The organism is Roseateles sp. UC29_93 (genome assembly GCF_042695725.1).
Lineage (GTDB): Bacteria > Pseudomonadota > Gammaproteobacteria > Burkholderiales > Burkholderiaceae_C > Roseateles > Roseateles noduli_A.
This window is the reverse complement of the sequence record NZ_CP170545.1, coordinates 3557033-3582628: the sequence shown is the minus strand read 5'-3', so window position 1 is coordinate 3582628 and position 25596 is coordinate 3557033. Positions and strand designations below refer to the sequence as shown.

Annotated in this window: 23 protein-coding genes; 17 read left to right on the top strand and 6 right to left on the bottom strand. The window is 69.4% G+C overall.

Features of this window, described 5'->3' with window-relative positions:
- Positions 1-8 precede the first annotated feature (8 nt).
- Positions 9-803: a helicase-related protein gene (locus ACFJIX_RS16585; RefSeq protein WP_377152847.1), complete on the bottom strand. Its 795-nt coding sequence runs from the start codon at positions 801-803 to the stop codon at positions 9-11.
- Positions 804-979: 176 nt separating this feature from the next.
- Here ACFJIX_RS16585 and ACFJIX_RS16580 point away from each other — a divergent pair, with 176 nt between their 5' ends.
- Positions 980-1231 carry a hypothetical protein gene (locus ACFJIX_RS16580; protein WP_377152845.1) on the top strand — a complete coding sequence of 84 codons (252 nt, stop codon included), beginning with the start codon at positions 980-982 and terminating at the stop codon, positions 1229-1231.
- Between the two features lie 58 nt (positions 1232-1289).
- On the opposite strand, the gene ACFJIX_RS16575 is transcribed toward ACFJIX_RS16580, so the two are convergent.
- Complete coding sequence (locus ACFJIX_RS16575) at positions 1290-1703, bottom strand: VOC family protein (RefSeq protein ID WP_377152843.1); 414 nt, start codon at positions 1701-1703, stop codon at positions 1290-1292.
- Between the two features lie 110 nt (positions 1704-1813).
- Between ACFJIX_RS16575 and argA the strand changes: the two genes are divergently transcribed.
- The 10 genes from argA (at position 1814) to hemH (ending at position 14310) form a co-directional block, all read left to right on the top strand.
- A complete protein-coding gene (argA, locus tag ACFJIX_RS16570) occupies positions 1814-3154 on the top strand; it encodes an amino-acid N-acetyltransferase (RefSeq protein WP_377152841.1) in 1341 nt (446 codons plus the stop codon).
- 118 nt (positions 3155-3272) lie between these two features.
- Positions 3273-3545, top strand: a complete 273-nt coding sequence (locus ACFJIX_RS16565; protein ID WP_088403658.1) for an oxidative damage protection protein — start codon at positions 3273-3275, stop codon at positions 3543-3545.
- Between the two features lie 261 nt (positions 3546-3806).
- Positions 3807-4109, top strand: coding sequence for an H-NS family nucleoid-associated regulatory protein (locus tag ACFJIX_RS16560; RefSeq protein ID WP_377152839.1), 303 nt, complete (start codon positions 3807-3809; stop codon positions 4107-4109).
- Positions 4110-4391: 282 nt separating this feature from the next.
- Positions 4392-4757 carry a hypothetical protein gene (locus ACFJIX_RS16555; protein WP_377152837.1) on the top strand — a complete coding sequence of 122 codons (366 nt, stop codon included), beginning with the start codon at positions 4392-4394 and terminating at the stop codon, positions 4755-4757.
- 49 nt (positions 4758-4806) lie between these two features.
- Positions 4807-6960, top strand: coding sequence for a putative bifunctional diguanylate cyclase/phosphodiesterase (locus tag ACFJIX_RS16550; RefSeq protein ID WP_377152835.1), 2154 nt, complete (start codon positions 4807-4809; stop codon positions 6958-6960).
- A 9-nt stretch (positions 6961-6969) separates the two neighbouring features.
- On the top strand, positions 6970-8640 hold the full coding sequence (gene dnaG / locus ACFJIX_RS16545; protein ID WP_377152832.1) for a DNA primase: 1671 nt from the start codon (positions 6970-6972) through the stop codon (positions 8638-8640).
- Entirely contained in the window at positions 8610-9035 is a 426-nt protein-coding gene (locus ACFJIX_RS16540; RefSeq protein WP_377152829.1) for a hypothetical protein, read from the top strand. Before dnaG ends, ACFJIX_RS16540 begins: the two co-directional genes overlap by 31 nt.
- Positions 9036-9471: 436 nt before the next feature.
- On the top strand, positions 9472-11712 hold the full coding sequence (gene rpoD / locus ACFJIX_RS16535; RefSeq protein WP_377152826.1) for an RNA polymerase sigma factor RpoD: 2241 nt from the start codon (positions 9472-9474) through the stop codon (positions 11710-11712).
- Between the two features lie 486 nt (positions 11713-12198).
- Positions 12199-13137: an adenylate/guanylate cyclase domain-containing protein gene (locus ACFJIX_RS16530; RefSeq protein ID WP_377152823.1), complete on the top strand. Its 939-nt coding sequence runs from the start codon at positions 12199-12201 to the stop codon at positions 13135-13137.
- A gap of 72 nt (positions 13138-13209) precedes the next feature.
- Positions 13210-14310: a ferrochelatase gene (hemH, locus tag ACFJIX_RS16525; protein WP_377152820.1), complete on the top strand. Its 1101-nt coding sequence runs from the start codon at positions 13210-13212 to the stop codon at positions 14308-14310.
- Here hemH and ACFJIX_RS16520 read toward each other — a convergent pair whose 3' ends face one another.
- The 3 genes from ACFJIX_RS16520 to ACFJIX_RS16510 all read right to left on the bottom strand — a co-directional run bounded on the left by ACFJIX_RS16520 (position 14311) and on the right by ACFJIX_RS16510 (position 17468).
- Positions 14311-15825, bottom strand: a complete 1515-nt coding sequence (locus tag ACFJIX_RS16520; protein WP_377152817.1) for a tripartite tricarboxylate transporter permease — start codon at positions 15823-15825, stop codon at positions 14311-14313.
- A gap of 19 nt (positions 15826-15844) precedes the next feature.
- Positions 15845-16369, bottom strand: coding sequence for a tripartite tricarboxylate transporter TctB family protein (locus ACFJIX_RS16515; RefSeq protein ID WP_377152814.1), 525 nt, complete (start codon positions 16367-16369; stop codon positions 15845-15847).
- A 130-nt stretch (positions 16370-16499) separates the two neighbouring features.
- Positions 16500-17468, bottom strand: coding sequence for a Bug family tripartite tricarboxylate transporter substrate binding protein (locus ACFJIX_RS16510; RefSeq protein WP_377152812.1), 969 nt, complete (start codon positions 17466-17468; stop codon positions 16500-16502).
- Positions 17469-17630: 162 nt separating this feature from the next.
- Here ACFJIX_RS16510 and ACFJIX_RS16505 point away from each other — a divergent pair, with 162 nt between their 5' ends.
- From ACFJIX_RS16505 to ACFJIX_RS16490, 4 genes are all read left to right on the top strand, one after another.
- A complete protein-coding gene (locus tag ACFJIX_RS16505) occupies positions 17631-18341 on the top strand; it encodes a response regulator transcription factor (RefSeq protein ID WP_377152809.1) in 711 nt (236 codons plus the stop codon).
- Between the two features lie 9 nt (positions 18342-18350).
- A complete protein-coding gene (locus tag ACFJIX_RS16500; protein WP_377152807.1) occupies positions 18351-19778 on the top strand; it encodes a sensor histidine kinase in 1428 nt (475 codons plus the stop codon).
- A gap of 95 nt (positions 19779-19873) precedes the next feature.
- Positions 19874-20260 (top strand): RNA-binding S4 domain-containing protein, encoded by a 387-nt coding sequence (locus tag ACFJIX_RS16495; RefSeq protein ID WP_377161813.1) that lies wholly within the window; start codon positions 19874-19876, stop codon positions 20258-20260.
- A gap of 60 nt (positions 20261-20320) precedes the next feature.
- Positions 20321-21730, top strand: coding sequence for a hypothetical protein (locus tag ACFJIX_RS16490; RefSeq protein WP_377152805.1), 1410 nt, complete (start codon positions 20321-20323; stop codon positions 21728-21730).
- A gap of 78 nt (positions 21731-21808) precedes the next feature.
- On the opposite strand, the gene ACFJIX_RS16485 is transcribed toward ACFJIX_RS16490, so the two are convergent.
- Complete coding sequence (locus ACFJIX_RS16485; protein WP_377152803.1) at positions 21809-22873, bottom strand: glucokinase; 1065 nt, start codon at positions 22871-22873, stop codon at positions 21809-21811.
- Positions 22874-23129: 256 nt separating this feature from the next.
- Between ACFJIX_RS16485 and ACFJIX_RS16480 the strand changes: the two genes are divergently transcribed.
- Entirely contained in the window at positions 23130-24425 is a 1296-nt protein-coding gene (locus ACFJIX_RS16480; RefSeq protein WP_377152801.1) for a sugar MFS transporter, read from the top strand.
- The gene (locus ACFJIX_RS16475) at positions 24422-25591 is read left to right on the top strand and encodes a LacI family DNA-binding transcriptional regulator (protein WP_377152799.1); all 1170 of its coding nucleotides are present in this window, start codon (positions 24422-24424) and stop codon (positions 25589-25591) included. Before ACFJIX_RS16480 ends, ACFJIX_RS16475 begins: the two co-directional genes overlap by 4 nt.
- Positions 25592-25596: the final 5 nt, after the last annotated feature.

Here is a 25596-nt window from a genome sequence, read left to right as displayed (position 1 = left end):
CCGCAGGATCACGCCCGCGAGCGAGCTGCGCAGGATCTCCGGATCGGTGAAGCGCGGCCGGGAGAGATAGTCCTTCTCGTCGTACAGCCGGATGCAGGTGCCGTTGCTGACGCGGCCGCAGCGGCCGGCGCGCTGGTTGGCCGCCGCTTGGCTGATGTTCTCGATCTGCAGCTGCTCGACCTTGTTGCGGTAGCTGTAGCGCTTGACGCGCGCCAGGCCGGGTCGATCACGTAGCGGATGCCGGGCACCGTCAGCGAGGTCTCGGCCACGTTGGTCGCCAGCACGATGCGCGGCTGGCCGTGCGGCTGGAAGACGCGGTTCTGCTCCTGCTCGGACAGTCGCGCGAACAGCGGCAGCACCTCGACGCCGGGCGGATGGTGCTTGCGCAGCGCCTCGGCGGCCTCGCGGATCTCGCGCTCGCCGGGCAGGAAGACCAGCACGTCGCCGCGACCGTCGCGCCAGAGCTCGTCGACCGCGTCGCAGATGGCGTCGTTGACGTCGTACTCGCGCGATTCCTCGAAGGGGCGATAGCGCTGCTCGACGGGGAACAACCGTCCCGACACCATCAACACCGGCGCCGGTCCCTTCACCGAGGCGAAGTGCTGGGCGAAGCGGTCCGCGTCGATGGTCGCGGAGGTCACGACCACCTTCAGGTCGGGCCGGCGCGGCAGGATCTCGCGCAGGTAGCCGAGCAGGAAGTCGATGTTGAGGCTGCGTTCGTGCGCCTCGTCGATGATCAGCGTGTCGTAGGCGCTGAGCAGCGGATCGGTCTGGGTCTCGGCCAGCAGGATGCCGTCCGTCATCAGCTTGACCGAGGCGCCCGGCTGCAGCCGGTCCTGGAAGCGGACCTTGTAGCCAACGACGTCGCCCAGCGGCGACTTGAGCTCTTCGGCGATGCGCTTGGCGACGCTGGAGGCCGCGATCCGGCGCGGCTGCGTGTGGCCGATCAGGCCGCCGCCGTTGCCCGCGGCCCCGGCCCATGGCCAGCGCGATCTTGGGCAACTGCGTCGTCTTGCCGGAGCCGGTCTCGCCGCAGACGATCACCACCTGGTGCTCGGCGAGCGCCCGCATGATCTCCTCGCGACGGCCGGAGACCGGCAGCGATTCGGGGAACTCGATCGGCGGGATCGGGGTGGCGGGCGCCGCGGGGCGGCGAGGTCCGGCCTGGCGCGGCGGACGCGGCGGGCGGGGAGGACGCGAAGGCGGCGCGGCGGGGGCGTTGGTGTCTTGACTCACGGGGCGCGGATTATCTCGCGCCCCGCGACAACGGGCCGGACGTCAGGTCACCCTCATTTCTTTTCGTCGGGCATCTCGACATAGGTGATCACGTTGATCACCGCGCCCTGCGGGTCCTGCAGCGTCGCCATGCGGCCGACGGTGGGCACTTCCATGATCTCCATGAGCACCTTGCCGCCCATCGCCTTGGCCTGGGCCACCGTCTCGTCGACGTTGTCCACCGTGACGTAGATCCCCCAGGCGGGCGGCATGCCCTGCTGCGGGCAGGCCATCAGGCCGCCGATGGCGTCGTCCGCCCCGCGCGCCTTGATCACGTGGTACGGCGGCGCGTCCGCCGGACCGCCCGGCATCGGCATGGCCTCGATCGTCCAGCCGAACAGCTTGCCGTAGAACTCGGACGCCTTCTTCGTGTCGGTCGTCATCAACTCCGACCAGCTGAAGGCACCATGCGTCTTGAAGACTTCCATGTCTCGCTCCGGGGGGTGTTGCGGAGGCGCCATGCTCCGCTCCCGCACAGCGTCCCGCAAGTGACCTTGCCGCCGCGTTGCAGGGACAGCCTGTTGCACAATCCGCGCCCATGAGCCTGGTCTTCCCCCATACCTTCGTGCCGTGGTTTCGCGCGGTGGCCCCTTATATCCATGCGTATCGCGGAGAAACCTTCGTCGTCGGCATGACCGGGGAAATGATCGCCGCCGGCAAGCTCAACAGCTTCGTCCAGGACCTGGCCATCATGCATGCGATGGGCATCAAGATCGTGCTGGTCCACGGTTTCCGCCCGCAGGTGAACGAACAGCTCGCCCTCAAGGGCCACCCGCCGCAATACAGCCACGGGATGCGCATCACGGACGGCATTGCGCTGGACAGCGCCCAGGAAGCCGCCGGTCAATTGCGATTCGAAATCGAAGCGGCCTTTTCCCAGGGCCTGCCGAACACGCCGATGGCCAATTCCACGGTGCGCGTGGTGTCGGGCAATTTCCTGACCGCGCGGCCGGTCGGCATCGTCGACGGCGTCGATTTCAAGCACTCCGGCATCGTGCGCCGCGTGGATGCCGCCGCGATCCAGCGCGCCATCGATATCGGCGCCATCGTGCTGATGTCGCCGTTCGGTTTCTCGCCCACCGGCGACGCCTTCAATCTGATGATGGAAGACGTCGCGACCGAAACCGCGATCGCGCTGCAGGCCGACAAGCTGCTGTTCATGACCGAGGTCGAGGGCGTGCGCGAAAACCCCGAGGACCCGGAAAGCGCGATCGACACGGAACTGGCGCTGGCCGACGCGAAACGGCTGATCGCCAAACTCCCGCCGCCGACCCAGCCGACCGACGTCGGTTTCTATCTCAAGTACTGCGTGAAGGCCTGCGAATCGGGCGTCGAACGCTCGCACATCCTGCCTTTCGTCGTCGACGGCGCGATCCTGCAGGAGGTCTATACCCACGACGGCATCGGCACGATGGTCGTCGATGAAAAACTCGAAAGCCTGCGCGAGGCGACGCACGACGATATCGGCAGCCTGATCGCGCTGATCGAACCGTTCGAGCGCGACGGCACGCTGGTCAAACGCGAACGCAGCGAAATCGAACGCGACATCGAGACCTATACCGTCATCGAGCACGACGGCGTGATATTCGGCTGCGCCGCGCTGCATCCCTATCAGGAGGCGCGCACCGCCGAAATGGCGGCACTGACCGTGTCCAGCGCCGTGCAGGGCCAGGGCGACGGCGAACGCATCCTCAAGCGCATCGAGCAGCGCGCCAAGGCCATGGGCCTGACCAGCGTCTTCGTGCTGACCACGCGCACCATGCACTGGTTCATCAAGCGTGGATTCCAGCCGGTCGACCCGACTTGGTTGCCCGAGGAACGCAAGCGCAAATACAACTGGGACCGGCGTTCGCAGGTCCTCGTCAAGAAACTCGCCTGATCCGCGATCCCCTCACCCTCCCCCAGGATCCCGTCATCCGGGATCGATCCCGCGGCAGCGGCCCAGCGTCGGCCGGCTGCCGCACTCCCCCAACACTTTTTGAGCATCGAGGTTTGATATGGCCCGCACCGTCCAATGCGTTTATCTGAAGAAGGAAGCCGAGGGCATGGACTTTCCCATCTATCCCGGCGAACTCGGCAAGCGCATCTATGAGAACGTGTCCAAGGAAGCCTGGGCCGCGTGGATGAAGCACCAGACCATGCTGGTCAACGAAAACCGCCTGAATCTGGCCGACCAGCGCGCGCGTCAATACCTCGCGCGGCAGATGGAACAGTTCTTCTTCGGCGGCGGCGCGGAACAGCCCGCCGGATATGTCCCGCCGACGGAGTGATTTCCCCATCGCGGTGCGCGGCGGGGTCCGATTCCGGGGCATTTCCGCACCACCGATCCAGGTGACGCCATCGTCAACTCGTGTCAGGCGAGACACGTTTCCTGACAGTTGATCCGCTGGAAACTCAAGGAAATGCCGTTTCAGCGTGCCGTTTCAACGCCGGCCCGGGAATTTACCCCCTTGCGGTGATACTCGATTCCCTGCCTATAATGCGGCATTCCCTTTCGAGGGAGCCGTTGAACTACGCGAGGAATTGCATAAATGGCATCGCTCAAAGACCTCCTGGCCCAGCGGGCCGCCCTCGAACAGCAAATCGCGGAAACCCAGGACCGCGAACGGTCCGACGCGATCGGCAAAGTCAAGTCGCTGATGCAGGAATACGGCCTGACGGTCGCCGACCTGACCGCCCGCGCCGCCAAGACCGGCACGCCGAAGTCCTCCAAGGTGGCCGCGAAGTATCGCAATCAAGCCACCGGCGAAACCTGGAGCGGCCGTGGCCTGCAGCCGAAATGGCTGAAGGCCGCCATTTCCGGCGGCGCCAAGCTGGAAGATTTCGTGATCTGAGCGCCAGGATCCGAGGGCGACCCGCCTTCCGGCACCATGAAAGCCACCTTCGGGTGGCTTTCTGCTTTTCGGCTGCTGCTTTTCAGCTGCTGCTTTTCAGCTGCTGCTTTTCGGCTGCCACTTGTCGTCGCCGCGTCCGGCGAGGCACCCTCATTCCGGGGGGGCGCCACCCCCGGCAGGGATAGCGCTGACCGGCCACCGTCGGCGCAGGGCTAGCATGCCTGCCGGTCCCACCCGCGTCCCGCGCGGGCCCGCTCTTTCCCTCCTTACCCCGCCGCCATCTTGAAGTCCGAGTTGTCCGCCCCCGCCGGCTGGGCCCCGCCCGCCCTGCCTCGACGCCTGCCCGCGGTGGCGCCGGCCGTGCTGTTGGTGGCCGCCACGGCCCTGCTCCTGGTCGCCGGCGCGCTGTGGCCGACCTGGCGCGCGGTGGCCTGGTGGCTGCTGCCCTTGCTCGGCCTGGGCGCGGTCCTGCACGCGCGCGCGCGGTGCGGCAGCGCGCGCTCGATGAGCGCCGCGAATGGCGCACCAAGATCGACGAGGCCGGCCTGTCCTTGGCGCAATGGATCCCCGGCGAATCGGTCGCGATGTCGCCCGGCTGGCAGACGCGGCTGGGACCGCTCGATCCCGCCGATCCGCTGGCCTGGCTGACGCAGGTGCACGCCGTCGACCGGATGAAGCTCGAGGAACGCCTGCCGCATTGCTGCAGGGCGGGCAGACGGCCGGGCCGCGGAACACCGACCACCAGGACCCGACGGCGCACGAGCCCGACACGCTGCATGACACGCTGCACCACGCGCTGCGCCTGCCCGACGAGGACGGCGGCTGGGTCTGGCACGAACTGCGGCTGCGCGTCGCGCGCCGCGATCCCCGCGGCCGCGCCCGCCAGGTGCTGGCCAGCCTGCAGGACATCCAGTGGCGCCGTACCGCCGAGGAGCGCCAGCGGATGAGCAGCGGGCTGTTCCAGCACCTGCACGAAGGCCTCGCGATCACCGACCTCGAGCACCGGCTGCTCGACGCCAACCCGGCGTACTGGACGCTGATGGCCGCGCTGCTGGAGCCGCCCGCGGGCCTGGTCCTCGAGAACGACGGCCAGACGCCGGACACCGCCGAAGCGCTGCGCCGCCGGATGCTCGGTCACCCGGCGCTGCCGATGGACGAGGCGCAACTGCGCCGCGCCGGCCACGATCCCGACGCGATCGCCGAGGCGCTGGCCGATCCCGCCGGCCATTGGCACGGCCTGGTCAAGGTCCGCGCGGCTGGCGGCCAGCCCCGGACGCTGCGGCTGACCGTGTCCTCGATCCCCGAGCCCGACGGCCCGCCCCGCTACCGCGTGCTGGCGCTGAGCGACCTGACGCAGGAACTGCAGCGGCAGCAGGCGCTGGAGCGGCTGGGCCGCTTCGACCTGCTGACCGGCCTGCCCAACGAGCAGGAATTCCAGCGCCGGCTGCAGGCCGCGCTCCGCACCAGCCGCCAGGTCGGACCGGGGTTCATGCTGTGCGTCGCGCGCGTGGACCTGGACGGCTTCGCCGCCTTCAACCGGCGTCACGGCATCGTCCGCGCGGACCAGGCGATGCGGGAACTCGCCCGGCGCCTGACGCTCGCGCTGCGCCAGGCGCCGCAGTGGTCGGACGAGGTCGCCCGGCTCGGCGGCGATGAATTCGGCCTGCTGCTGCGCGTGCAGAGCCTCGAGGAAGCCCAGCAGGCGCTGGACCGGCTCGTGCAGGTGCTGCGCCGCCCCATCGATCCGGACCACGAGAGCGGCGAGGGCCTTCCCGGCAGCGCGGGCGCGGGCTCGAGTCCAGGCCCGAACAGTGGGGACAGCGGGGACATCGACGGCAACGATGCCGGCGCCGAGGACACCGAGGACGCTCCCGGCGGCGCACTGCGCCTGAGCGCCAGCGTCGGCGCGACGCTGTACCCGCAGGACGGCGGCGAGGCCGAGACGCTGATGCGTCACGCCGCGCACGCGCTGTACCGCGTCAAGCGCAGCGGCCGGGACGGCGTGCAGTTCTTCGACGTCGAGAAACGCCGCAGCCGCGAGGCGCAAGCCCAGGCCGCGCTGCGTGTGCAGCAGGCGCTGGAGGCCGGTGAACTCTGCCTGTACTACCAGCCGAAGCTGGACCTGGTCAGCGGCGCGCTGCTCGGCGCCGAGGCGCTGCTGCGCTGGCGCCATCCGCAGCGCGGGCTGCTGGCGCCCGCCGCCTTCCTGCCGACCGTCGAGCACAGCGGCATGGCCGCGCAGCTCGGCCATTGGGTGCTGGAGCAGGCGCTGGAGCAGAACCGGCTCTGGCGCGCCGAGGGACTGGACCTGGAGCTCAGCGTCAACATCAGCCCGCGCCACCTGGCGGCGCCGGCCTTCGTGCCGCGGCTCGAGGCGCTGCTGGCGCGCCATCCCGACGTGCCGCCGCACCGGCTGGTGCTGGAGCTGCTCGAGTCCAGCGCGCTCGACGACGTCGCCCACGCGCGCCGCCTGCTGACCGACTGCAAACGCCTCGGCCTGCGCCTGGCGATGGACGACTTCGGCACCGGCTACGCGACGCTGTCGGTGCTCGAGCAGCTGCCGCTGGACCAGCTCAAGATCGATCGCTCCTTCGTGCAGACCATGCTCGTCGATCCGCAGGACCGCGCGCTGGTGCAGGGCGTGATCGCGCTGGCCGGGCAATTCGGCTGCGAACTGGTGGCCGAGGGCGTCGAGTCGCCGGCGCACGCGCAGGCGCTGATCGCGCTGGGCTGCGGCGTCGGCCAGGGCAGCGGCCTGTGCGAGCCACTGCCGCCGCAGGCGCTGCTCGCCTGGGCGCAGCGCCGCACGCCCCTGCCGCCCCGGGAAGTGCCCGCCCAGGCGATCACTTAAAATCCCGCGGTGATCCCGCCCGGCTTTATTCAGGACCTCCTGGCCCGCGTCGACATCGTCGACATCGTGGGCCGCCATGTCGACCTCAAGAAGGCCGGCATCAACCACAAGGGGCTGTGTCCGTTCCACGGCGAGAAGTCGCCGAGCTTCACGGTCAGCCCGTCCCGCCAGACCTACCACTGCTTCGGCTGCGGCCAGCACGGCAACGCCGTCGGCTTCCTGATGGAGCACCTGGGCATCGGCTTCATCGACGCGGTGCGCGACCTCGCGCAGCAGGCCGGCATGCAGGTGCCCGAGGACGACCGCAGTCCGCAGGAGCGCGAGCGCGAGAAGGCGCAGAAGCAGCGCCAGGCGACGCTCACCGAGGTGCTCGCCAAGGCCGGCCAGCACTACCGCCAGCAGCTCAAGGCCAACCCGCGCGCGATCGAGTACCTCAAGGGCCGCGGCCTGACCGGCCAGATCGCGCTGCAGTTCGGGCTGGGTTATGCGCCCGACGGCTGGCGCTCGCTGGCCAACGCCTTCCCGTCCTATGACGATCCGCTGCTGGTCGAGACCGGCATGGTCATCCTGCAGGACGACCCCGGCAAGAGCGAGGCCGAACAGCGCCGCTACGACCGCTTCCGCGACCGCGTGATGTTCCCCATCCGCAATGTGCTCGGCGAGGTCATCGGCTTCGGCGGCCGCGTGCTGGACAAGGGCGAGCCCAAGTACCTGAACTCGCCGGAGACGCCGGTCTTCCACAAGGGGCGCGAGCTCTACGGCCTCTACGAGGCCCGCCCGGCGATGCGCCGGCGCGGCTATGCGCTGGTGGTCGAGGGCTACATGGACGTCGTGGCGCTGGCGCAGCACGGCTTCGGCAACGCGGTCGCGACGCTGGGCACGGCCTGCACGGCGGAGCACGTGCAGAAGCTGTTCCGCTTCACCGAGTCGGTGGTGTTCAGCTTCGACGGCGACGCCGCCGGGCGCCGCGCGGCCGGGCGCGCGCTCGAGGCCGCCCTGCCCCATGCCAACGAGACGCGCACGATCAAGTTCCTGTTCCTGCCGACCGAGCACGACCCCGATTCGTATGTGCGCGAGCTCGGTGCCGACGCGTTCGAACGCTGCGTCGAAGGCGCCGTGCCGCTGTCGCGCCAGTTGATGGAGACCGCCGCCGACGGCTGCGATCTGGGCACGCCGGAAGGTCGCGCGAAGATGCTGAGCGTCGCCAAGCCGCTGTGGGCCGCGCTGCCGGACGGGCTGCTGAAGCGGCAGTTGCTGGGCGAGCTCGCCCGCCGCGCGCAGTTGCCGGACGCCGAACTGCAGGCGCTGTGGGCGAACGCGCAAGCGCCGGCGGCCCCCGGCTCGCGTCCGCGCGCGGAACGGCCCGCCGCCCCTCCGAAGGCGGCGCCGCGTGCCCCTTCCCCTCTTCCGACGGCCCCCACGACGAGCCGTATTTCGACATCCCCGCCTCCGCCTACGGCGACGAGGCCCACGTCGGCGCGGACGACATCCACATTCCTCCGGATGCTTACGGAGCGGGCGCTGGCGCCGCTCCGGCGCCCCAGGCGCAAGTCCAGGGCGAGCGCAAGAAATGGGTGCCCAAGGGCGAATACAAAGGCAAAGGCGGCAAGGGAGACTGGCGCAAGCGTGACCAGGATCCAACCATCGGCATGCCGCTGGAACTGCCCCCGGCGCCGATGAACCTGGCGGTCCGGATGCTGCTGCTGCACGGCGAGCTCTGGCAGCAGATCGGCGAGCAGGACCTGCAGCTGCTGCACGAGCTTCCCGGCGAACACGGCCAGTTGATCGCCTGGCTCGAACGTTCGTTGGTCGACAACGGCCCGGCACCGTGGGCGGTGCTACAGATCGCCCTGCAGGAGGCCGACCTGATGGACCTCGCGCAGCGCGTCAGCGGCGGCCCGCTGAGCGCACCGCCGCCCGATGAGCATGTGGAGGTCGAGTTCCGCGTCGTGATGCGCAAGCTGTGGGTCGGCAAGCTCCGTGCGGAGGCCGATCGCATCGCGCGCAGCCCGCAACCGGACATGACCCGGTTCCAGGCCTTGCTGCGGCAGATCCGCGAGCTGGAGGCTGCCTGAAATTCGCTGCAAGAACGCCCATCAGAACGCCGCCAGATCGGGTGGCAGAACATCAGATAGAACGCGCTTTTTGACCGAATGGGAAAATTCGCAGATAATCTATGGTTTTCGCGCGTCAAGAGTGACCGCAGCGCCAACCGGTCCCCGGCCCCCCACTGACCCTGGGTTCATACACAAAGTGGCCAACTTACACCGCCTGGGCTGCAACAACAAAGGTTCACGCTAACCTTCACGCGCAAAGCCTTGAATGGCAGTCGGTTTGCCCCGATCTGCCATCCGAGGCCTGAGTTCGAGCCGCCTGGCTCGCTCGCGCCGCATAGCCCGCAGGAGTCGGGAGTTTGCGGGCGCCAGCGGGGCAGGTGGCTGTTTGCATTGCCTGCACCCACTGCGATTTCCCCGCATTCACCTACTGGCCCCTGAGCCACCGAGGAACTGCATGACCGCCAAAAAGACCGCGTCCAAGGCCGCCGCCGCAGAAACCGAAGAAGTCAAGAAGCCGGCCGCCAAGGCCGCCGCGAAGACCACCAAAGCCGCCACCGCTGCCGCGTCCGACGACGACGCGAAGCCCAAGCGCGGCCGCAAGCCCAAGGCCGAGACCGAGTCGAAGAAGCCGGCCGCCAAGGCCAAGGTCGAAGTGGAGGAAGAGGACTTCGCCGATGTCGACGCCGACGGCGAGACCGAAGGCGACGCCGACGCGGAAGTCGAGACTGTCGAGGCCGTCGAGGTCGAGGAAGTCGGCGAGGACAAGCCCAAGGCCAAGCCGCTGCGCATGAAGGTCAGCCGCGCCAAGGAGCGCGCGCTGATGCGCGAGTTCGGCCTGGACGAGACCGCGCTGACCGAAGAGGAAGTCGCCAAGCGCCGCCAGGAGCTGAAGACCCTCATCAAGATGGGCAAGACGCGCGGTTTCCTGACGCATCAGGAAATCAACGATCACCTGCCCGAGAAGCTGATCAACGAGGAAATCCTCGAGGCGATCGTGTCGATGCTCAACGACATGGGCATCGCCGTGTACGAGCAGGCGCCGGACGCCGCCACGCTGCTAATCCAGGGCTCGACCTCGCCGACCGCCACCGAAGAGGAAGCGGAAGAAGCGGCCGAGGCCGCGCTGTCGACCGTCGACTCCGAGTTCGGCCGCACGACCGACCCGGTGCGCATGTACATGCGCGAGATGGGCACCGTCGAGCTGCTGACCCGCGAGGGCGAGATCGAGATCGCCAAGCGCATCGAAGGCGGCCTGCAGGCCATGATGCTGGCCATCTCGGCCTCCCCGACGACCATCGCGGAGATCCTGGCCATCGCCGCCAAGATCCGCGCCGGCGAGATGCAGATCTCCGAGTCGGTGGACGGCTTCGTCTCCGATGACGAGGCGGACGACTACGTCGCGGAAGAAGACTTCGACGAGTTCGACGAAGAGGACGATGACGACGGCGCCGGCGGCTCCAAGGCCCTGACCAAGAAGCTGGAAGAGCTGAAGAACGCCGCGCTGGTGAAGCTGGATTCGCTCGCGACCAACTTCGACAAGATGCGCAAGGCCTTCGAGAAGGACGGCTACAAGTCGGCCAACTACAACAAGGCCCAGTCCGCGATCAGCCAGGAGCTGATGACGATCCGCTTCACGGTCAAGACCATCGAGAAGCTGTGCGACATCCTGCGCTCGCAGGTGGACGACGTGCGCCGCTTCGAACGCGAGATCCGCAAGATCGTCGTGGACAAGTGCGGCATGCCGCAGGAGCACTTCATCAAGACCTTCCCGCCCAACGTGCTGAACCTGCAGTGGGCGGAAAAGGAAGTGGCCTCGGGCAAGCCGTACGCGAACATCATGTCGCGCAACCTGCCCGCGATCCAGGAGCTGCAGCAGAAGCTGATCGACATCCAGGGCAAGGCCGTGGTGCCGCTGGACGACCTCAAGGGCATCAACAAGCGGATGAACGAGGGCGAGAAGGCCTCGCGCGACGCGAAGAAGGAAATGATCGAGGCCAACCTGCGCCTGGTCATCTCGATCGCCAAGAAGTACACCAACCGCGGCCTGCAGTTCCTGGACCTGATCCAGGAAGGCAACATCGGTCTGATGAAGGCGGTCGACAAGTTCGAGTACCGCCGCGGCTACAAGTTCTCGACCTACGCGACGTGGTGGATCCGTCAGGCCATCACCCGCTCGATCGCGGACCAGGCCCGCACCATCCGCATCCCGGTTCACATGATCGAGACGATCAACAAGATGAACCGGATCTCGCGTCAGCATCTGCAGGAGTTCGGCTTCGAGCCGGACGCGCCGACGCTGGCCGAGAAGATGGAGATGCCGGAGGACAAGATCCGCAAGATCATGAAGATCGCCAAGGAGCCGATCTCCATGGAAACGCCGATCGGGGACGACGACGACAGCCACCTGGGCGACTTCATCGAGGACACCAACAACACCGCGCCGATCGAGGCCGCCATGCAGGCCGGCCTGCGCGAGGTGGTGAAGGACATCCTCGACAGCCTGACCCCGCGCGAAGCCAAGGTGCTGCGCATGCGCTTCGGCATCGAGATGAGCACGGACCACACGTTGGAGGAAGTCGGCAAGCAGTTCGACGTCACCCGCGAGCGCATCCGCCAGATCGAAGCCAAGGCGATCCGCAAGCTGAAGCACCCGAGCCGCTCGGACAAGCTGCGCACGTACCTGGACAATCTTTGATTGACCAGGGGCGTGCCCGCCGCAGGCGGATGACGACGCAGTCGGCATGCAGCGAGCGGCGAAGCCACAAGCTGCGCACGTACCTGGACAATCTTTGATTGACCAGGGGCGTGCCCGCCGCAGGCGGATGACGACGCAGTCGGCATGCAGCGAGCGGCGAAGCCACAAGCTGCGCACGTACCTGGACAACCTCTGATCCAGCCTCAGATCCGGGGCCCAGCGATGGGCACCGGATTTGCCGAAGAAGCCGGCCCCGTCCTCGGACGATGGCCGGTTTTTTCTTTGTGGTCGCCGCAGCCCGGGCCGCCCTCGCATCCGCTTCGGGATCCACCGCTCGGGGTCGCGTACGGCATTCGCCCGCCTGTTGGGGGGAGGTGTCGCACAGGGGCCGACAGGCCCCCAAGGCGAGGGCTTATCTCCACGTGACGCCCAAGGTGGCGCGGCTACACTGAGACTTCCATCACACCTCAGCCCCTTCCCAGGCCGATGACCCAGATCCGCGAGCGCACCGTCCTGTTTGCCGACTTGCGCGGCAGCACGGCGCTGTTCGAGACGCTGGGGAATGCGGAAGCCTCGGGGCTGGTGACGCAGACGGTCGCCCTGACCGGCCAGGCGGTCGAAGAGAACCGCGGCAACATCATCAAGACGCTGGGCGACGGCCTGATGGCCGCGTTCGACAATCCGCGCGACGGCATCAAGGCCGCCATGCGGATGCAGGAGCTGCTGCTGAAGTCGTCGGCGCGCAGCGAGCGCCTGCGCCACACCCACCTGCAGATCGCGCTGGCGCGCGGCGAGGTCGTCGAGATCCACGGCGACTGCTTCGGCGACGCGGTCAACGTCGCGGCGCGGCTGCTCGACCACGCGGGCGACGGCGAGACCGTCGTGACGGCCGAGGTCGTCAACGGCCTGACCAGCGCGCAGAAGTCCCGCTTCCGGAGCCTCGACCACATCAGCGTGCGCGGCCGCGCCGAACCGGTCCACATCTACGTGCTGGACCAGGGCACCGGCGATCCCGGCGCCACGCAGTTCGGCGAGATCGTCCGCAGCGCCGCGCCGGAAGGCATCCGGCTGGTCTGGCAAGACCTGGACCGCGTCTTCGACATCGAGCAGATGCCCATCGTGCTGGGCCGCAGCACGCAGGCGACCTACTGCATCACCGACGTCCGCGTCAGCAGATCGCATGCGCGCATCGACTGGCAGGGCAGCAGCTTCAGCCTGACCGACCTCAGCTACAACGGCACCTTCGTGCGCTTCGGCGCCGGCGGCCAGACGCTGAGCCTGCGTCGCGGGTCCTGCACCTTGCACGGCGCGGGCGCGATCGGCCTCGGCGGCGCGGCCTCGGAGTCGCAGGCCCCGACCGTGCGTTTCGAAGTGCTGCATCTGGCCGAAGCCGCCTCGCCGGCGCTGCTGCGTCGCGGACTCTGAACCTTCCGCGTCGCAGGCACACGTCGCCCTCCCCTCGTTCCCTCTTCTTCGCGGTCTTCCGCCCCACGCCGGATGAGCTTCCGTCCCGAACCCGATCACACCCACGGGCGCGCGCCGACGATCGGCGTGCTGCTGGTCAACCTCGGCACGCCCGACGCGCCGACGCCCGAGGCCACGCGCCGCTACCTGGCGCAGTTCCTGTCCGACCCGCGCGTCATCGAGATCCCCAAGGCCGCGTGGTGGCCGATCCTGCACGGCGTGATCCTGCGGACACGCCCGGCGAAATCGGCGAAGAAGTACGCCAGCATCTGGATGAAGGACGGCTCGCCGCTGATGGTCTGGACCACGAAGCAGGCCAAGCTGCTGCAGGGCCAGCTCGGCGAGTTGGGCCATCGCGTCAAGGTGCTGCACGCGATGCGCTACGGCAACCCCTCGATCGCGTCGCAGCTCGACGCGCTGCGCGCCGACGGCGCCACCCGCGTGCTGGTGCTGCCGGCGTATCCGCAGTACTCGGGCGCGACGACCGCCAGCGTCATCGACGACGTGGCGCGCTGGTCGCTGGCGCATCGGCACGTGCCGGAGTTCCGCTTCGTCAACCGGTACCACGACGACAAGCGCTACATCGCCGCGCTCGCCGAGAGCGTGCGCGCCCACTGGAAGACCGAGGGCCGCGGCGAGCTGCTGGTGATGAGCTTCCACGGCATGCCCGCGCGCACGCTGGCGCTGGGCGACCCGTACCACTGCGAATGCCTGAAGACCGGCCGGCTGCTGGCCGAGGCGCTGGGGCTGTCCGACGCGCAGTACAAGGTGACCTTCCAGAGCCGCTTCGGCAAGGCGCGCTGGCTGGAGCCCTACACCGAACCCACGCTGCGCGAGCTGGCCGGACGCGGGCTGAAGTCCGTCGACCTGATCTGCCCGGGCTTCTCGTCCGACTGCATCGAGACCCTGGAAGAGATCGACATGGAAGCGCGCGAGGCCTTCCTGCACAGCGGCGGGCAGCGCTTCAGCTACATCCCCTGCCTGAACGACCGCCCGAGCCACATCAAGGCACTGGCGGCGATCGCCGAGCAGCACCTGCAGGGCTGGCCCACGACCGCCGTGCCCGACGAGGCACAGGCGGCCGCCCTCGCCCGCCAGCGCGACGCGGCGCTGACCGCCGGCGCGACGCGCTGATCAGCGGATAGCCGCCTGCTGGCGCGCCTTGCGCGCGCTCATCCACTTCATCACCCGCGGCAGCAGCAGCACGATCACCACGATCGCCAGCAGGCCGGCCGACAGCGGGCGTTCGAAGAACACGCGCCAGCTCCCGCCGCCGATCGCGACGCCGTTGCGCAGGTGCGCCTCGGCGAGCGGGCCCAGGATCATGCCGACGACGACCGGCGCGGTCGGGAAGTCGAAGCGCCGCATCACCACGCCCAGCAGGCCGATGGCCAGCATCACGTAGAGGTCGAAGGCGCTCTGGCGCATGCCGTAGACGCCGACCGTCGCGAAGATCAGGATGCCGGCATACAGCGGCGCGCGCGGGATGCGCAGCAGCTTCACCCACAGGCCGACCATCGGCAGGTTCAGCACCAGCAGCATCACGTTGCCGATGTACAGCGACGCGATCAGCGCCCACACCAGCGTCGACGAGGTCTCGAACAGCTGCGGCCCCGCCTGGATGCCGTAGTTCTGCAGCGCCGACAGCAGGATCGCCGCGGTCACCGAGGTCGGGATGCCCAGCGTCAGCAGCGGCACCAGCGTGCCGGTCACGGCCGCGTTGTTGGCCGCCTCCGGCCCGGCCACGCCCTCGATGGCGCCGACGGTGCCGAACTCCTCCTTGTGCCTGGACAGCTTGCGCTCGGTCGCGTAGCTCAGGAAGGTCGGGATCTCGGTGCCGCCGGCCGGGATCACGCCGAACGGGAAGCCCAGCGCCGTGCCGCGCATCCACGCGGGGATCGAGCGTTTCCACTCCTGGCGCGTCATGTGCACGCGGCCCATGGTGTTCATCGTCAGGTTGCTGCGGCCTTCATAGAGCGCCACGTAGAGCGTCTCGCCGACCGCGAACAGCCCCACCGCGACCAGCACGGTCTCGATGCCGTCCATGAACTCGGGCACGCCGCCGGTATAGCGGATCTGGCCGGTGATCTGGTCCATGCCGACCAGGCCCATGGCCAGGCCGATGAACAGCGCGGTCATGCCGCGCAGCGTGCTCTGGCCCAGCACCGCGGAGACGGTGGTGAAGGCGATCAGCATCAGGCAGAAGTACTCCGGCGGGCCGAGCGTGACGGCGAAGTCCGCCAGCACCGGCGCGAACAGCGTGACCAGCACGGTCGCGATCGTGCCGGCGAAGAACGAGCCGATCGCCGCCGTGGCCAGCGCCGCGCCGGCGCGGCCGTGGCGGGCCATCTTGAAGCCTTCGAGCGCGGTCACCATGGTGCCGGTCTCGCCCGGGGTGTTGAGCAGGATGGACGTCGTCGAGCCGCCGTACATCGCGCCGTAGTAGATGCCGGCGAAGAAGATCATCGACGCGGTCGGGTCGACCTGCGCGGTGATCGGCAGCAGCATCGCGACGGTCACGGCCGGGCCGAGGCCGGGCAGCACGCCGATCGCCGTCCCGAGCGCGCAGCCGATGAAGGCCCACATCAGGTTGGCGCCGGAGGCGGCCGTGGCGAAACCGCCCATCAGGTGGGTCCAGAGGTCTTGCATGTCGGGACTCCGGTTGGGGTTACAGCCAGCCGCCGGCCGTGATGGCGGGCAGGTTCAGCGCGAGCAGCTTGTTGAACAGCCAGAACACCGGGGCCGCGATCAGCAGGCCGGTGACGGCGTCGATGACGACCTGGCGCACGCCGCCGTGGGCCTTGCCCTCGGCGCGGCGCAGGCCGCGCACCGCCAGCACGAAACACAGCGTGCAGGCGAGGACGAAACCGATCGTCGTGATCAGCGACGCGTTGGCGATGACGGCCGCGGCCACCCAGGCCCCCGACAGCCAGTCGGCCTTGGGCGCGCCCGACGGCGGCTCCATCGAACGGAAGCCGCCGCTGCGCGATTCCCAGATCAGCCAGGCGCCGCAGATCAGCAGCACCGCGGCGACGAACCAGGGCAGCGCGTTCGGGCCGATGCCGGAGTAGCCCGCATCGGACGGGATCGCGGCGGCCCCGAAGGCCATCACGCCGCCGACGACCATCGCCGCGGCGCCGACCAGGGTTTGATAGAGCGGGCCGGGCGTGGCCTGCAGAGTGGAATCAGTCATGGAGACCTCCCGGTCCGGAATCAAAGCGTGCCAGCGGCGCCGTTCTACCAAGCGGAGCCCGTGGAACTGGCTCCGCCAGGCCACTGGGCTCGCCCCCTTGAGGGGGCCGCCGAAGGCGGTAGGGGGTGGGTCAGACCATCCCGGACTTGTGCATGATGGCGCGCAGCGAGGCGAACTCGTTGTCGACGAACGCCTCGAAGTCCTTGCCCGTCAGCACGGCCGGCGTCCAGCCGTTCTTCTCGAGCGCCTCGGCCCAGGCCTTGGACTTGGTCGCCTTCACGACCAGGTCGATCAACACCTGCCGCTGCGCCGGCGTGATGCCCGGCGCGCCGTACACGCCGCGCCAGTTGCCGATCTCGACGTTGTAGCCGAGCTCCTTCATCGTCGGGATGTCCAGGCCCTTGATGCGCTGCGGCGCGGTGATGGCGATCGGGCGCATCTTGCCGCTCTCGATGTAGGCCTGGAATTCGCTGTAGCCGCTGCCGCCGATGCTGACGTTGCCGCCCAGGATCGCGGCCACGGCCTCGCCGCCGCCACGGAAGGCGACGTAGTTGATCTTGGTCGCGTCGACGCCGACCTCGCGCGCCAGCATCGCCGCGGCGATGTGCTCCGTGGCGCCGCGCGAGCCGCCGCCCCACTTCACCGAGCCGGGGTCCTTCTTCAGCGCCTCGACCACGTCCTTCATCGTCTTGAACGGCGAGTTGGCCGGCAGCACGAAGACGTTGTACTCGCTGGTCAGGCGCGCGATCGGCGTGGCCTGCGTCAGCGTGACGGGCTGCTTGCTGGTGATCAGGCCGCCCAGCATGACGGCGCCCATCACCATCATCGCGTTCGGGTCGCCCTTGGCGGCGTTGACGAACTGCGCCAGGCCGATGGCGCCGGCGGCGCCGCCCTTGTTCTCGAAGGTCACCGCGCCTGCGGCGCCCGCGTCCTGCAGCGCCTTGCCCAGCGCGCGGCCGGTGATGTCCCAGCCGCCGCCGGGGTTGGCGGGCACCAGGATCTTCAATGCCGCCGCGGCTTGCGCGCTCAGCGGCAGCGCGCCGGTGGCGCCCAGCGCGGCGAACGCGGCCGCGGACTTCAGGAATTGGTCTCGACGCATGCTCATGTCTCCTGTTGTAGATCTGGTCATCGGGGGCAGAGCACGCGCCCGACGGTCGTTGTAGGCGTGAATCCTGCACAAGGTGGCTTTCAATCGGCTGTCGGAAAGCTCAGGGTTGACCCTGAGCGGCGGCGCCTCGGCGCGTGGCGGACACTGCCGGGCATGAGGCTGCTTTTCGTCGAGGACAACGCCGCGCTGCAGACCACGGTGGCGCGCTCGTTCGAACGCCGCGGGATCCAGGTGCAGGTGTTCGCCGAGGGCCGCGCGGCGCTCGAGCGCTGGCGCGCACAACCGCCGGACGTCGTGCTGCTGGACCTGTCGCTGCCCGACATCGACGGGCTGGAACTGCTGTCGGCCGCGCGCGCCGAGCAGCTCACCACGCCGGTGATCATCCTGACGGCGCGCGGCACGGTGGGCGATCGCATCCTGGGCCTGAACATCGGCGCCGACGACTACCTGCCCAAGCCCTTCGATCTCGACGAACTCGAGGCCCGCGTGCGTGCGCTCGCGCGGCGCAGCCGCGGCGCGGCGGGATCGGCGGGCCAGACCGGCCAGACGGGCGGCATGGGCACGCACGAGGACGACGCCTTCCACGGCCTGCGCGTCGACGCCGACAGCGGCGCGATCTACCACCTCGGGCTGCCGCTGGACCTGCCGCCGCGCGAGGCCGCGCTGCTGCGCGCGCTGCTGGCGCGACCGGGCCAGGCGGTCGCGAAGGAGCGGCTGACGGAAATCGTCTTCGCCGACGACCTCGACGTGCAGCCCGACGCGGTCGAGGTCGTCGCGTACCGGCTGCGCAAGCGGCTGCCCGCCGACGGCGCGCGGCTGGTGACGCTGCGCGGCCTGGGCTACCTACTCAAGGCGCCGGACTGAGTGGGCCGGGTGATCAGACTCTCCTCGATGCGCAGCCGGCTGCTGGTCGGCATCCTGGTGCCGGTCGGGCTGCTGATCGCCGCCAACGCGCACCGGCTCTACGAGGACGCGCTCAAGGCCATCGACACGGCCTACGACCGCACGCTGCTCGCCTCGGCGAAGACCATCGGCGAGCAGCTCGACGTGCACGGCACGCGCGAGGCGCCGCACCTCGTCTCCGAAGTCCCCTACGCGGCGCTGGAGGCCTTCGAGGCGGACAACCGCAGCCGCATGTTCTATCGCGTCACCGGCTTCCAGGGCGAATGGGTGTCGGGCTTCGACGACCTGCCCGCGTGGCATGGCAAGCTGCCCGATCGCGGCGCCTACGCGGCGCTGGTCGATTTCTACGACGACGTCTACCAGGGCGAGGCCGTGCGCGTCGCGGTGCTGAAGCAGCCCGTCTCGGGCGAGGCGGGCCTGGGCGTGGCGACGATCCAGGTCGCGGAGACGCTGGAGATCCGCCGCACGCTGGCGCGACAGGTGCTGGTCTCCACGCTGTGGCGGCAGGCGGCGCTGCTTGCGGTGATCGCGATCGTGGTCTGGGGCGTGGTGCTCTTCGCGACCTGGCCGGTGCGCGAGTTGAGCCGCTCGATCGGCGCGCGCGCGGACGACGACCTCAGCCCCATCCCCATGCCGGGCGTGCCCGCGGAACTCGCGCCGCTGGTGGTCGCGATCAACGAGGCCTGGCACCGGCAGGCCGGCCTGTTCGCCCACCAGCAGCGCTTCGTGCGCGACACCTCGCACCAGCTGCGCACGCCGCTGGCGGTGCTCAAGGCGCAGGTGCAATCGGCGCGGCGCGGCGACCTGCCGCTGACGCAGGCGATCGACGAGATCGGCGCCACGGTCGACGGCGCCACCGCGCTCGCCAACCAGATGCTCGCGCTGGCCAAGGTCGAGCAGCTGCGGCAGCAAGGCGATCCGCCGCGGCTCGACCTGGCGGAGACGGTGCGCGAGGTGGCGCTCGACCTCGCGCCGCTGATCGCGGACGCGGAACTGGACTTCGAGCTCTTCACCGACGCCGCGCCGGTGCGCGGCCATGCATGGGCCCTGCGGGAGCTCGTGCGCAATTTGCTGCACAACGCGCTGCGGCACTGCCCCCGCGGTGGACGTCTGGAAGTGCGGGTGACGCGGGGCGCGGGAGCCGACGGCGGCGTCGAGCTGCGCATCGCCGACAGCGGCCCCGGCATCGCGGCGGCGCTGAGGCCCAGGCTCGGACAGCCCTTCGCTGCCGGTGCCGGCGGGGGGTCGGGGCTCGGGCTCGCCATCTGCCGGGAGATCGTCGGCTCGCTCGGCGGCACGCTGGCGCTGGACAACCGCGAGCAGGATGGGGTCATCGCCGGCCTGGACGCCGTGGTCCGGTTGCCGGCGGCACCATCCTCCGATCCGATCTCGCCATAGGACAATCGACGCTGATGTCTTCCCACGCCCGCTCCCGCTCCGCCGGTTCCGCAGCCGCTCCCGCCGCCGCCGCGGCCGCTTCCGGCCCGGCCGGCATGCGCCTGGACAAATGGCTCTGGGCCGCGCGCTTCTTCAAGACCCGCTCGCTCGCGGTCGACGAGATCGGCAAGGGTCGCGTGACCATCAACGGGCAGGCGGCGAAGGCCTCGCGCGACGTGCGCGTCGGCGACCTCGTGAAGCTGCGCCAGGGTCAGATCGATCGCGAGGTGAAGGTGGCCGGACTCAGCGCCATGCGCGGTCCGGCGCCGGTGGCGCAGGCGCTGTACGAGGAAACGCCCGACAGCATCGCGACCCGCGAGCGCGCCGCCGAGGCGCGCCGCCTCGCGCCGGAACCGGCCGACGCCATCGAGCAGGGCCGCCCCACCAAGCAGGACCGCCGCCGCCTCGCGGACTGGAACCGCTGGTCCGCCAGCCTGGACTGACGCCCCCGTTCCGCCGATCCCACGCGGCCCCGCGCCGCCCGGTGGGCATCGGCGCGCCGCATGGTCCGCCGCAACGCGAGCAGCGAGGGCGACATGATCGGCATTCCCAGGCACCAGGCGCTTCACGAGTTTCCGCTCGCGAAGGAGGACGAGGTCGTCGCCGGCGCCCCCCCGTCCGAGGCACAGCCGACGCCCGCCGCGATCGATGCGTCTCCGGTGGCACGCCCCGATGCCCGATCGATGGCCAGGGTCCTCTTCCGCGCGGACGCCGGATGGCGGGTCCAGTCCCTGGCCCAGGCGACAAGCCGGTCCCAGGCCGTCGCGCGCTTCGACGAGATCCGACAGAGCGCCGCGACGATGTCGCCCGGCCATCCCGAAGTGCTGCGGGCCATCGGCGCCCTGGCCCTGAACATCGGCGGCTCCTCCGGCTGCGGATTCGGCATGGGCCGGGGCACCGGCGCGGCGATCGCCGAACTCGGCATCCGCTACCACTTCGACACCCGCATGCCGCTGGGCATCGGCGAGGACCGCAACTACATCGACCAGGACACCGACCTCGCCCTGCAGCAGCTCTGCGCCGTCGTCACCCTCCGGTGGCTGGGCGCCACGCTGGTCGGCGGCACCTTCGCGGCATTGGGCGGCGTCCTGGCGCCACGGGCCGCGGCGTTGACCGGCCGTCAACTGGCGGCCATCGCGCCGGAGCGACTCATCCCGGACCACGTGGCCAACCTGCTGGATGAGACCGGGGCGCCGTACGGCGACAAGGGCGTGGACCGGCTCCGCCGGGAGATCCAGCAGGTCCAGCAGGCCACCGGACAGATCGACGGGACCACGCACGTGCGCAGCGGCGTCGTGGCCTTCGGCGTCCTGAACGCCGTACGCGGCACCGCGCTGGGCCAGTCGCCGGTCGGCGTGATGCCGGACATCGGCATCTCCACCGCCGTGTCCTTCATGGCCGGGATGGCCACGGGCCTGATCGCCGGCACGCTCATGGCCAGGAAGCGCCATCTCGTGCCGGACGCCAGGCACACCGGCGACGGTCAAGCGCCGCTCGTGCAGGTACCCCTGTTCGAGGTGAAGAAGACGGCGCCGGTCATGCCCCGCTTCACCGGGACCGGCGCGTGCAACGGCCTGGGCAACCTCGCCCGGGGCATCGGGGACCGCATCCGGCTGCTCGCCGTCTCGACCTGGCTGCTGGCCCTGCTGGGCGTGCTCGTCAGCTTCGCGGGAGCGGCCACCCGCCGCGAACCGCTGAACTGGGTCCATCGCGTCGGCAAGGCGATCGAACTGGGCGTCGGCGTGGGGGCCGCCGTCGATCCCTACTTCGGCGGGCTGCCGGCCGTCCTCGCACGCGATCGCGCCCGGCTGGAGCGGCAGCAGGCGCAGCTCGAATGGGCACGGCTCGCGCCCCTCGAGCCCCGTGCCGATGCCGAGTCCCCCGTCGAGACGCTCGCCCTTCGCCAGCTCTAGGGAAGCGCTGCACCACTCGCCGCGGCGGCTGCGGGGCGTTGCGCAGGGCGTCCCTGGGGAAGCATGGGCGCCGTGATCTCAGTCCGTCTTGCGCGCGAGGTCCTTTTCGAGCCAGCACGCGGCGCCCAGCACGCCCAGGTCGCCGTGATCGATCACGTGGACGGGCACGCGCTCGAGGAATGCGGTCAGCACCCCCTTGTGCATGAAGCGCTTCTTGAAATCGCTTTGCTGCAGGAAGGACTCGATCTTGGGCAGGATGCCGCCGGCCAGCAGGATGCCGCCGTAGGCGCTGTAGAGCGCCGCCAGGTCGGCCGCGAAACTGCCGAGCAACGCGCAGAAGGTGTTCAACGCCTCGGTGGCGGCGGCCGAGCTGCCATCGAGCGCGCTGGCCGTGACCTCGGCGGGCGTGTGCAGCGTGGGCTCCTCGCCTCGAAGCGCCGAGATCACGCGGTACAGCTTGAGCAGGCCCGGTCCCGATAGCGCGTACTCGACCGGCACATGGCGCTGGTCACCGGCCAGCAGGCGCAGGATGTCGAGCTCGCGCGCCGTTCCAGGCGCCAGCGAGACATGCGCCGCTTCGGTGGCCAGCACCTGCGAGCCCTTCCCGTTGGGCAGGATCACCGCGCAGCCGAGGCCGGTGCCGGGCCCCATGACGACGATCGGGCCGGCGGCCAGCCCGCCGACGGCGCCATCGCCCGTCATCAGCGGACGCATCTCTGCCGGCCCGACGTGGGGCACGGCATGCGCCAGCGCTTCGAAATCGTTGATGACCGCGAGGTGGGCAATGCCCAGCCTGTCTCGCAAGGCGGAAATGGAGACCGGCCACGGCAGGTTGCGATTGACGACGACGTCCTCCTGCACGTAGCCGGCGCACGCCAGCACGCACGCCTGGATGGGGCCCGCGTCGCGCCAAGGCGTCTGCGCCAGCCTGGCGGCGAAGTCCGCCAGCAGATCGGCCAGGCCGGGCCACGCCGCGCAGGCGTAGACCTCGCCGTGCAGCAACTCCACCGGGCAGGCCCCGGTCTCGACTTGCAGCGTGCGTGCCAACGCAACCCGGGCGTGCGTGCCGCCCACGTCTGCCGCAAGGAACAGGACGCCCGAGCCTGACGGACCGGGCTCACACGAATGGGGAGCAATGAGCATGGCCACGAGTTTCGACCGCAAATGACACAGTTGTCAATTGCTGTCCAAACCGGTCAAAACGCGCTCCGATTCCTCAGTGTTTTCCCTCGCTGTTCCAAGCGTTGTTCACCGCTTGCAACGAGTTTTCCCAGTGACAACCGCATCTTTAGTTCGACGTGCGCAACTGCGACGGTGATCTGACTCGATTGACAACAGTGTCATTAAGTCAGTTAAATGAGTTCGAGCCCGCACCAACCGCCTATATCGGAGTCCTTGAATGCCCACTGCCGGAACCTCTCCCCCTTCCGCACCACGCGCGCCGCTGGGACCGGTGGTCATCATTGGCCTGCTGTTCTTCATCATGGGGTTCTTCACCTGGATCAACGGACCGTTGATTGCCTTCGTGAAGCTGGCCTTCGATCTGGACGACGTGAACGCCTTCCTGGTGCCGATGGCGTTCTACCTGTCCTACTTCTTCCTGGCCCTCCCGTCCGCGGCGGTGTTCAAGCGCACGGGGATGAAGCGCGGCATGGCGATCGGCTTGCTGGTCATTGCGGGCGGCGCGGTCGTCTTCGGCCAGTTCGTGTCCTTGCGCCTCTATCCGGGCGCGCTGACCGGCTTGTTCGTGATCGGCGCCGGCCTGTCACTGCTGCAGACCGCGGCCAACCCCTACATCAGCATCGTCGGCCCGATCGACAGCGCCGCGCAGCGCATCGCCTGGATGGGCATCTGCAACAAGGTGGCCGGCATCCTGGCTCCGCTGTTGCTGGGCGCGGTGGTGCTGTCCGACGTCGGCGGCCTGGCGCAGAGCCTGCAGTCGGCCGATGCGGCGACGCGCGAGACGCTGCTGAACGCCTTCGCCCACAAGGTCCGCTTGCCCTACATGATCATGGCCGGCGTGCTGGCCCTCCTGGCGGTGGGCATCCTGCGGTCACCGCTGCCGGACATCAGCGCGGCGGACGCCAACCGCGGCGAGCCGGACGCAGGCGGCGCCCGACGTGGCTGGGCGTCCTTCCCCCACCTCTGGCTGGGCGTGGTCTGCCTGTTCGTCTACGTGGGGGCGGAGGTGATGGCAGGCGATGCCATCGGCACCTATGGCGCGGGCTTCAACCTGCCGGCCGACCAGACCAAGTTCTTCACGTCCTTCACCCTGGTGGCCATGCTGCTGGGCTACGTGGCGGGCCTGGTGCTGATCCCGAAATTCATTTCCCAGCAGGGCTATCTGGCGGTGTCCGCGTCGTTGGGCGTCGTCTTCTCCCTGTGCGCATGGGCCACGCAAGGCTATGTCTCGGTCGGCTTCGTGGCCGCCCTGGGTTTCGCCAACGCCATGATGTGGCCGGCCATCTTCCCGCTGGCCATCCGCTCGCTGGGCGAGGCGACCGAGCGCGGTGCCGCGCTGCTGATCATGGGCATCGCGGGCGGCGCCATCATTCCCCAGGCCTTCGCCATCCTCAAGCAGCACCACGACTTCCAGCTGGTGTTCCTGTGCCTGATGGGGCCCTGCTATCTCTACATCCTCTTCTACGGGCTGGCGGGCTATCGCGTGGGTCTGCGCAAAGGGGATGCCGAATGAAACCCACCGCAAAACCCAAGACCAGGGCCAAGGTCAAGCCTGTCGACACCGAGACCGTCGGCCCCCCACCTCACGACACGGACGAGTCCGCGCCGACGGAGCCGGCGAAGACCGCGAGGACCGCGGCGGCGCCTCGCGCGTCGATCCGGGATGTGGCCGAAGCGGCCGGCGTGTCGCTCAAGACCGTGTCCCGCGTGATCAACGAGGACGACGCCGTCCGCCCCGAGATGCGCGAACGCGTGCGCCAGGCCATCGCGGCACTGAACTACCAGTCCGACCCCTTGGCGCGCAGCCTGCGCAGCACGCACTCCTTCGCGATCGGACTGGTCTACAGCAACCCGAACGCGCATTACCTCGTCAGTCTGCAGAACGGCGTGCTCTCCGCGTGCAGGGAGCAAGGCTACGGCCTGCAGATCCACCCCTGCGGCACGCCGGCGCACGGCTCGATCCAGGAATTGCTGGACCTGGTGCGGCGTTCGCGCCTGGCCGGCCTGGTGCTGGCGCCGCCGATGTCGGAACAGCGGGACCTGGTGCAGGCGCTGGCGGCGCACGGGGTGGTCGTGATCCGCATCGTGTCGGCCGGCGACGACCCGCGGGACATGCAGGACTGCGTGCGCATCAACGACCGTCGCGCGGCCCATGCCGTCACGGAGCACCTGATCCAGCTGGGCCACAGCCGCATCAGCTTCCTCTGGGGCGACGGGCACTACGAGTCCAGCATCCAGCGCCATGCGGGCTACATGGATGCGATGCGCGACTACGGCGTCGAGGTCGATCCGGGCCTGGTGCTGGAAGGGGAGTTCAACTTCAACTCCGGCTTCAGGCGCGCCCGCAAGCTGCTCGCGCTGGCGTCGCCGCCCACGGCGGTGTTCGGCAGCAACGACGAGATTGCGGCCGGGGTGCTGGCCGCGGCCCGCTCGGTCGGGTTCGACGTGCCCAGCGACCTGGCCATCGCCGGATTCGAAGACAGCCCCTTCTCCCAGCTCACCTGGCCCCCGCTGACCACCGCCAGGCAGGACACGGTGGAGGTCGGACGCCGCGCGGCCCTGCGCCTGATCGAGCGCGTGCGCCATGCCCAATCCGGCAAGGTGCCGACGCTGGGCGCCGAAGAGTTCACGCCCGAGTTGGTGGTCCGCGGTTCCGCCGCGCCGCCGCGCCGCCGCTGAGGTCG

Coding starts and splice junctions, on each gene's coding strand:
- ACFJIX_RS16585 (WP_377152847.1), bottom strand. CDS start 803: ATGACGGACGGCATCCTGCTGGCCGAGACCCAGACCGATCCGCTGCTC.
- ACFJIX_RS16580 (WP_377152845.1), top strand. CDS start 980: ATGGCCAGCGCGATCTTGGGCAACTGCGTCGTCTTGCCGGAGCCGGTC.
- ACFJIX_RS16575 (WP_377152843.1), bottom strand. CDS start 1,703: ATGGAAGTCTTCAAGACGCATGGTGCCTTCAGCTGGTCGGAGTTGATG.
- argA (WP_377152841.1), top strand. CDS start 1,814: ATGAGCCTGGTCTTCCCCCATACCTTCGTGCCGTGGTTTCGCGCGGTG.
- ACFJIX_RS16565 (WP_088403658.1), top strand. CDS start 3,273: ATGGCCCGCACCGTCCAATGCGTTTATCTGAAGAAGGAAGCCGAGGGC.
- ACFJIX_RS16560 (WP_377152839.1), top strand. CDS start 3,807: ATGGCATCGCTCAAAGACCTCCTGGCCCAGCGGGCCGCCCTCGAACAG.
- ACFJIX_RS16540 (WP_377152829.1), top strand. CDS start 8,610: ATGCCGCTGGAACTGCCCCCGGCGCCGATGAACCTGGCGGTCCGGATG.
- rpoD (WP_377152826.1), top strand. CDS start 9,472: ATGACCGCCAAAAAGACCGCGTCCAAGGCCGCCGCCGCAGAAACCGAA.
- ACFJIX_RS16530 (WP_377152823.1), top strand. CDS start 12,199: ATGACCCAGATCCGCGAGCGCACCGTCCTGTTTGCCGACTTGCGCGGC.
- hemH (WP_377152820.1), top strand. CDS start 13,210: ATGAGCTTCCGTCCCGAACCCGATCACACCCACGGGCGCGCGCCGACG.
- ACFJIX_RS16520 (WP_377152817.1), bottom strand. CDS start 15,825: ATGCAAGACCTCTGGACCCACCTGATGGGCGGTTTCGCCACGGCCGCC.
- ACFJIX_RS16515 (WP_377152814.1), bottom strand. CDS start 16,369: ATGACTGATTCCACTCTGCAGGCCACGCCCGGCCCGCTCTATCAAACC.
- ACFJIX_RS16510 (WP_377152812.1), bottom strand. CDS start 17,468: ATGCGTCGAGACCAATTCCTGAAGTCCGCGGCCGCGTTCGCCGCGCTG.
- ACFJIX_RS16505 (WP_377152809.1), top strand. CDS start 17,631: ATGAGGCTGCTTTTCGTCGAGGACAACGCCGCGCTGCAGACCACGGTG.
- ACFJIX_RS16495 (WP_377161813.1), top strand. CDS start 19,874: ATGCGCCTGGACAAATGGCTCTGGGCCGCGCGCTTCTTCAAGACCCGC.
- ACFJIX_RS16490 (WP_377152805.1), top strand. CDS start 20,321: ATGGTCCGCCGCAACGCGAGCAGCGAGGGCGACATGATCGGCATTCCC.
- ACFJIX_RS16485 (WP_377152803.1), bottom strand. CDS start 22,873: ATGCTCATTGCTCCCCATTCGTGTGAGCCCGGTCCGTCAGGCTCGGGC.
- ACFJIX_RS16480 (WP_377152801.1), top strand. CDS start 23,130: ATGCCCACTGCCGGAACCTCTCCCCCTTCCGCACCACGCGCGCCGCTG.
- ACFJIX_RS16475 (WP_377152799.1), top strand. CDS start 24,422: ATGAAACCCACCGCAAAACCCAAGACCAGGGCCAAGGTCAAGCCTGTC.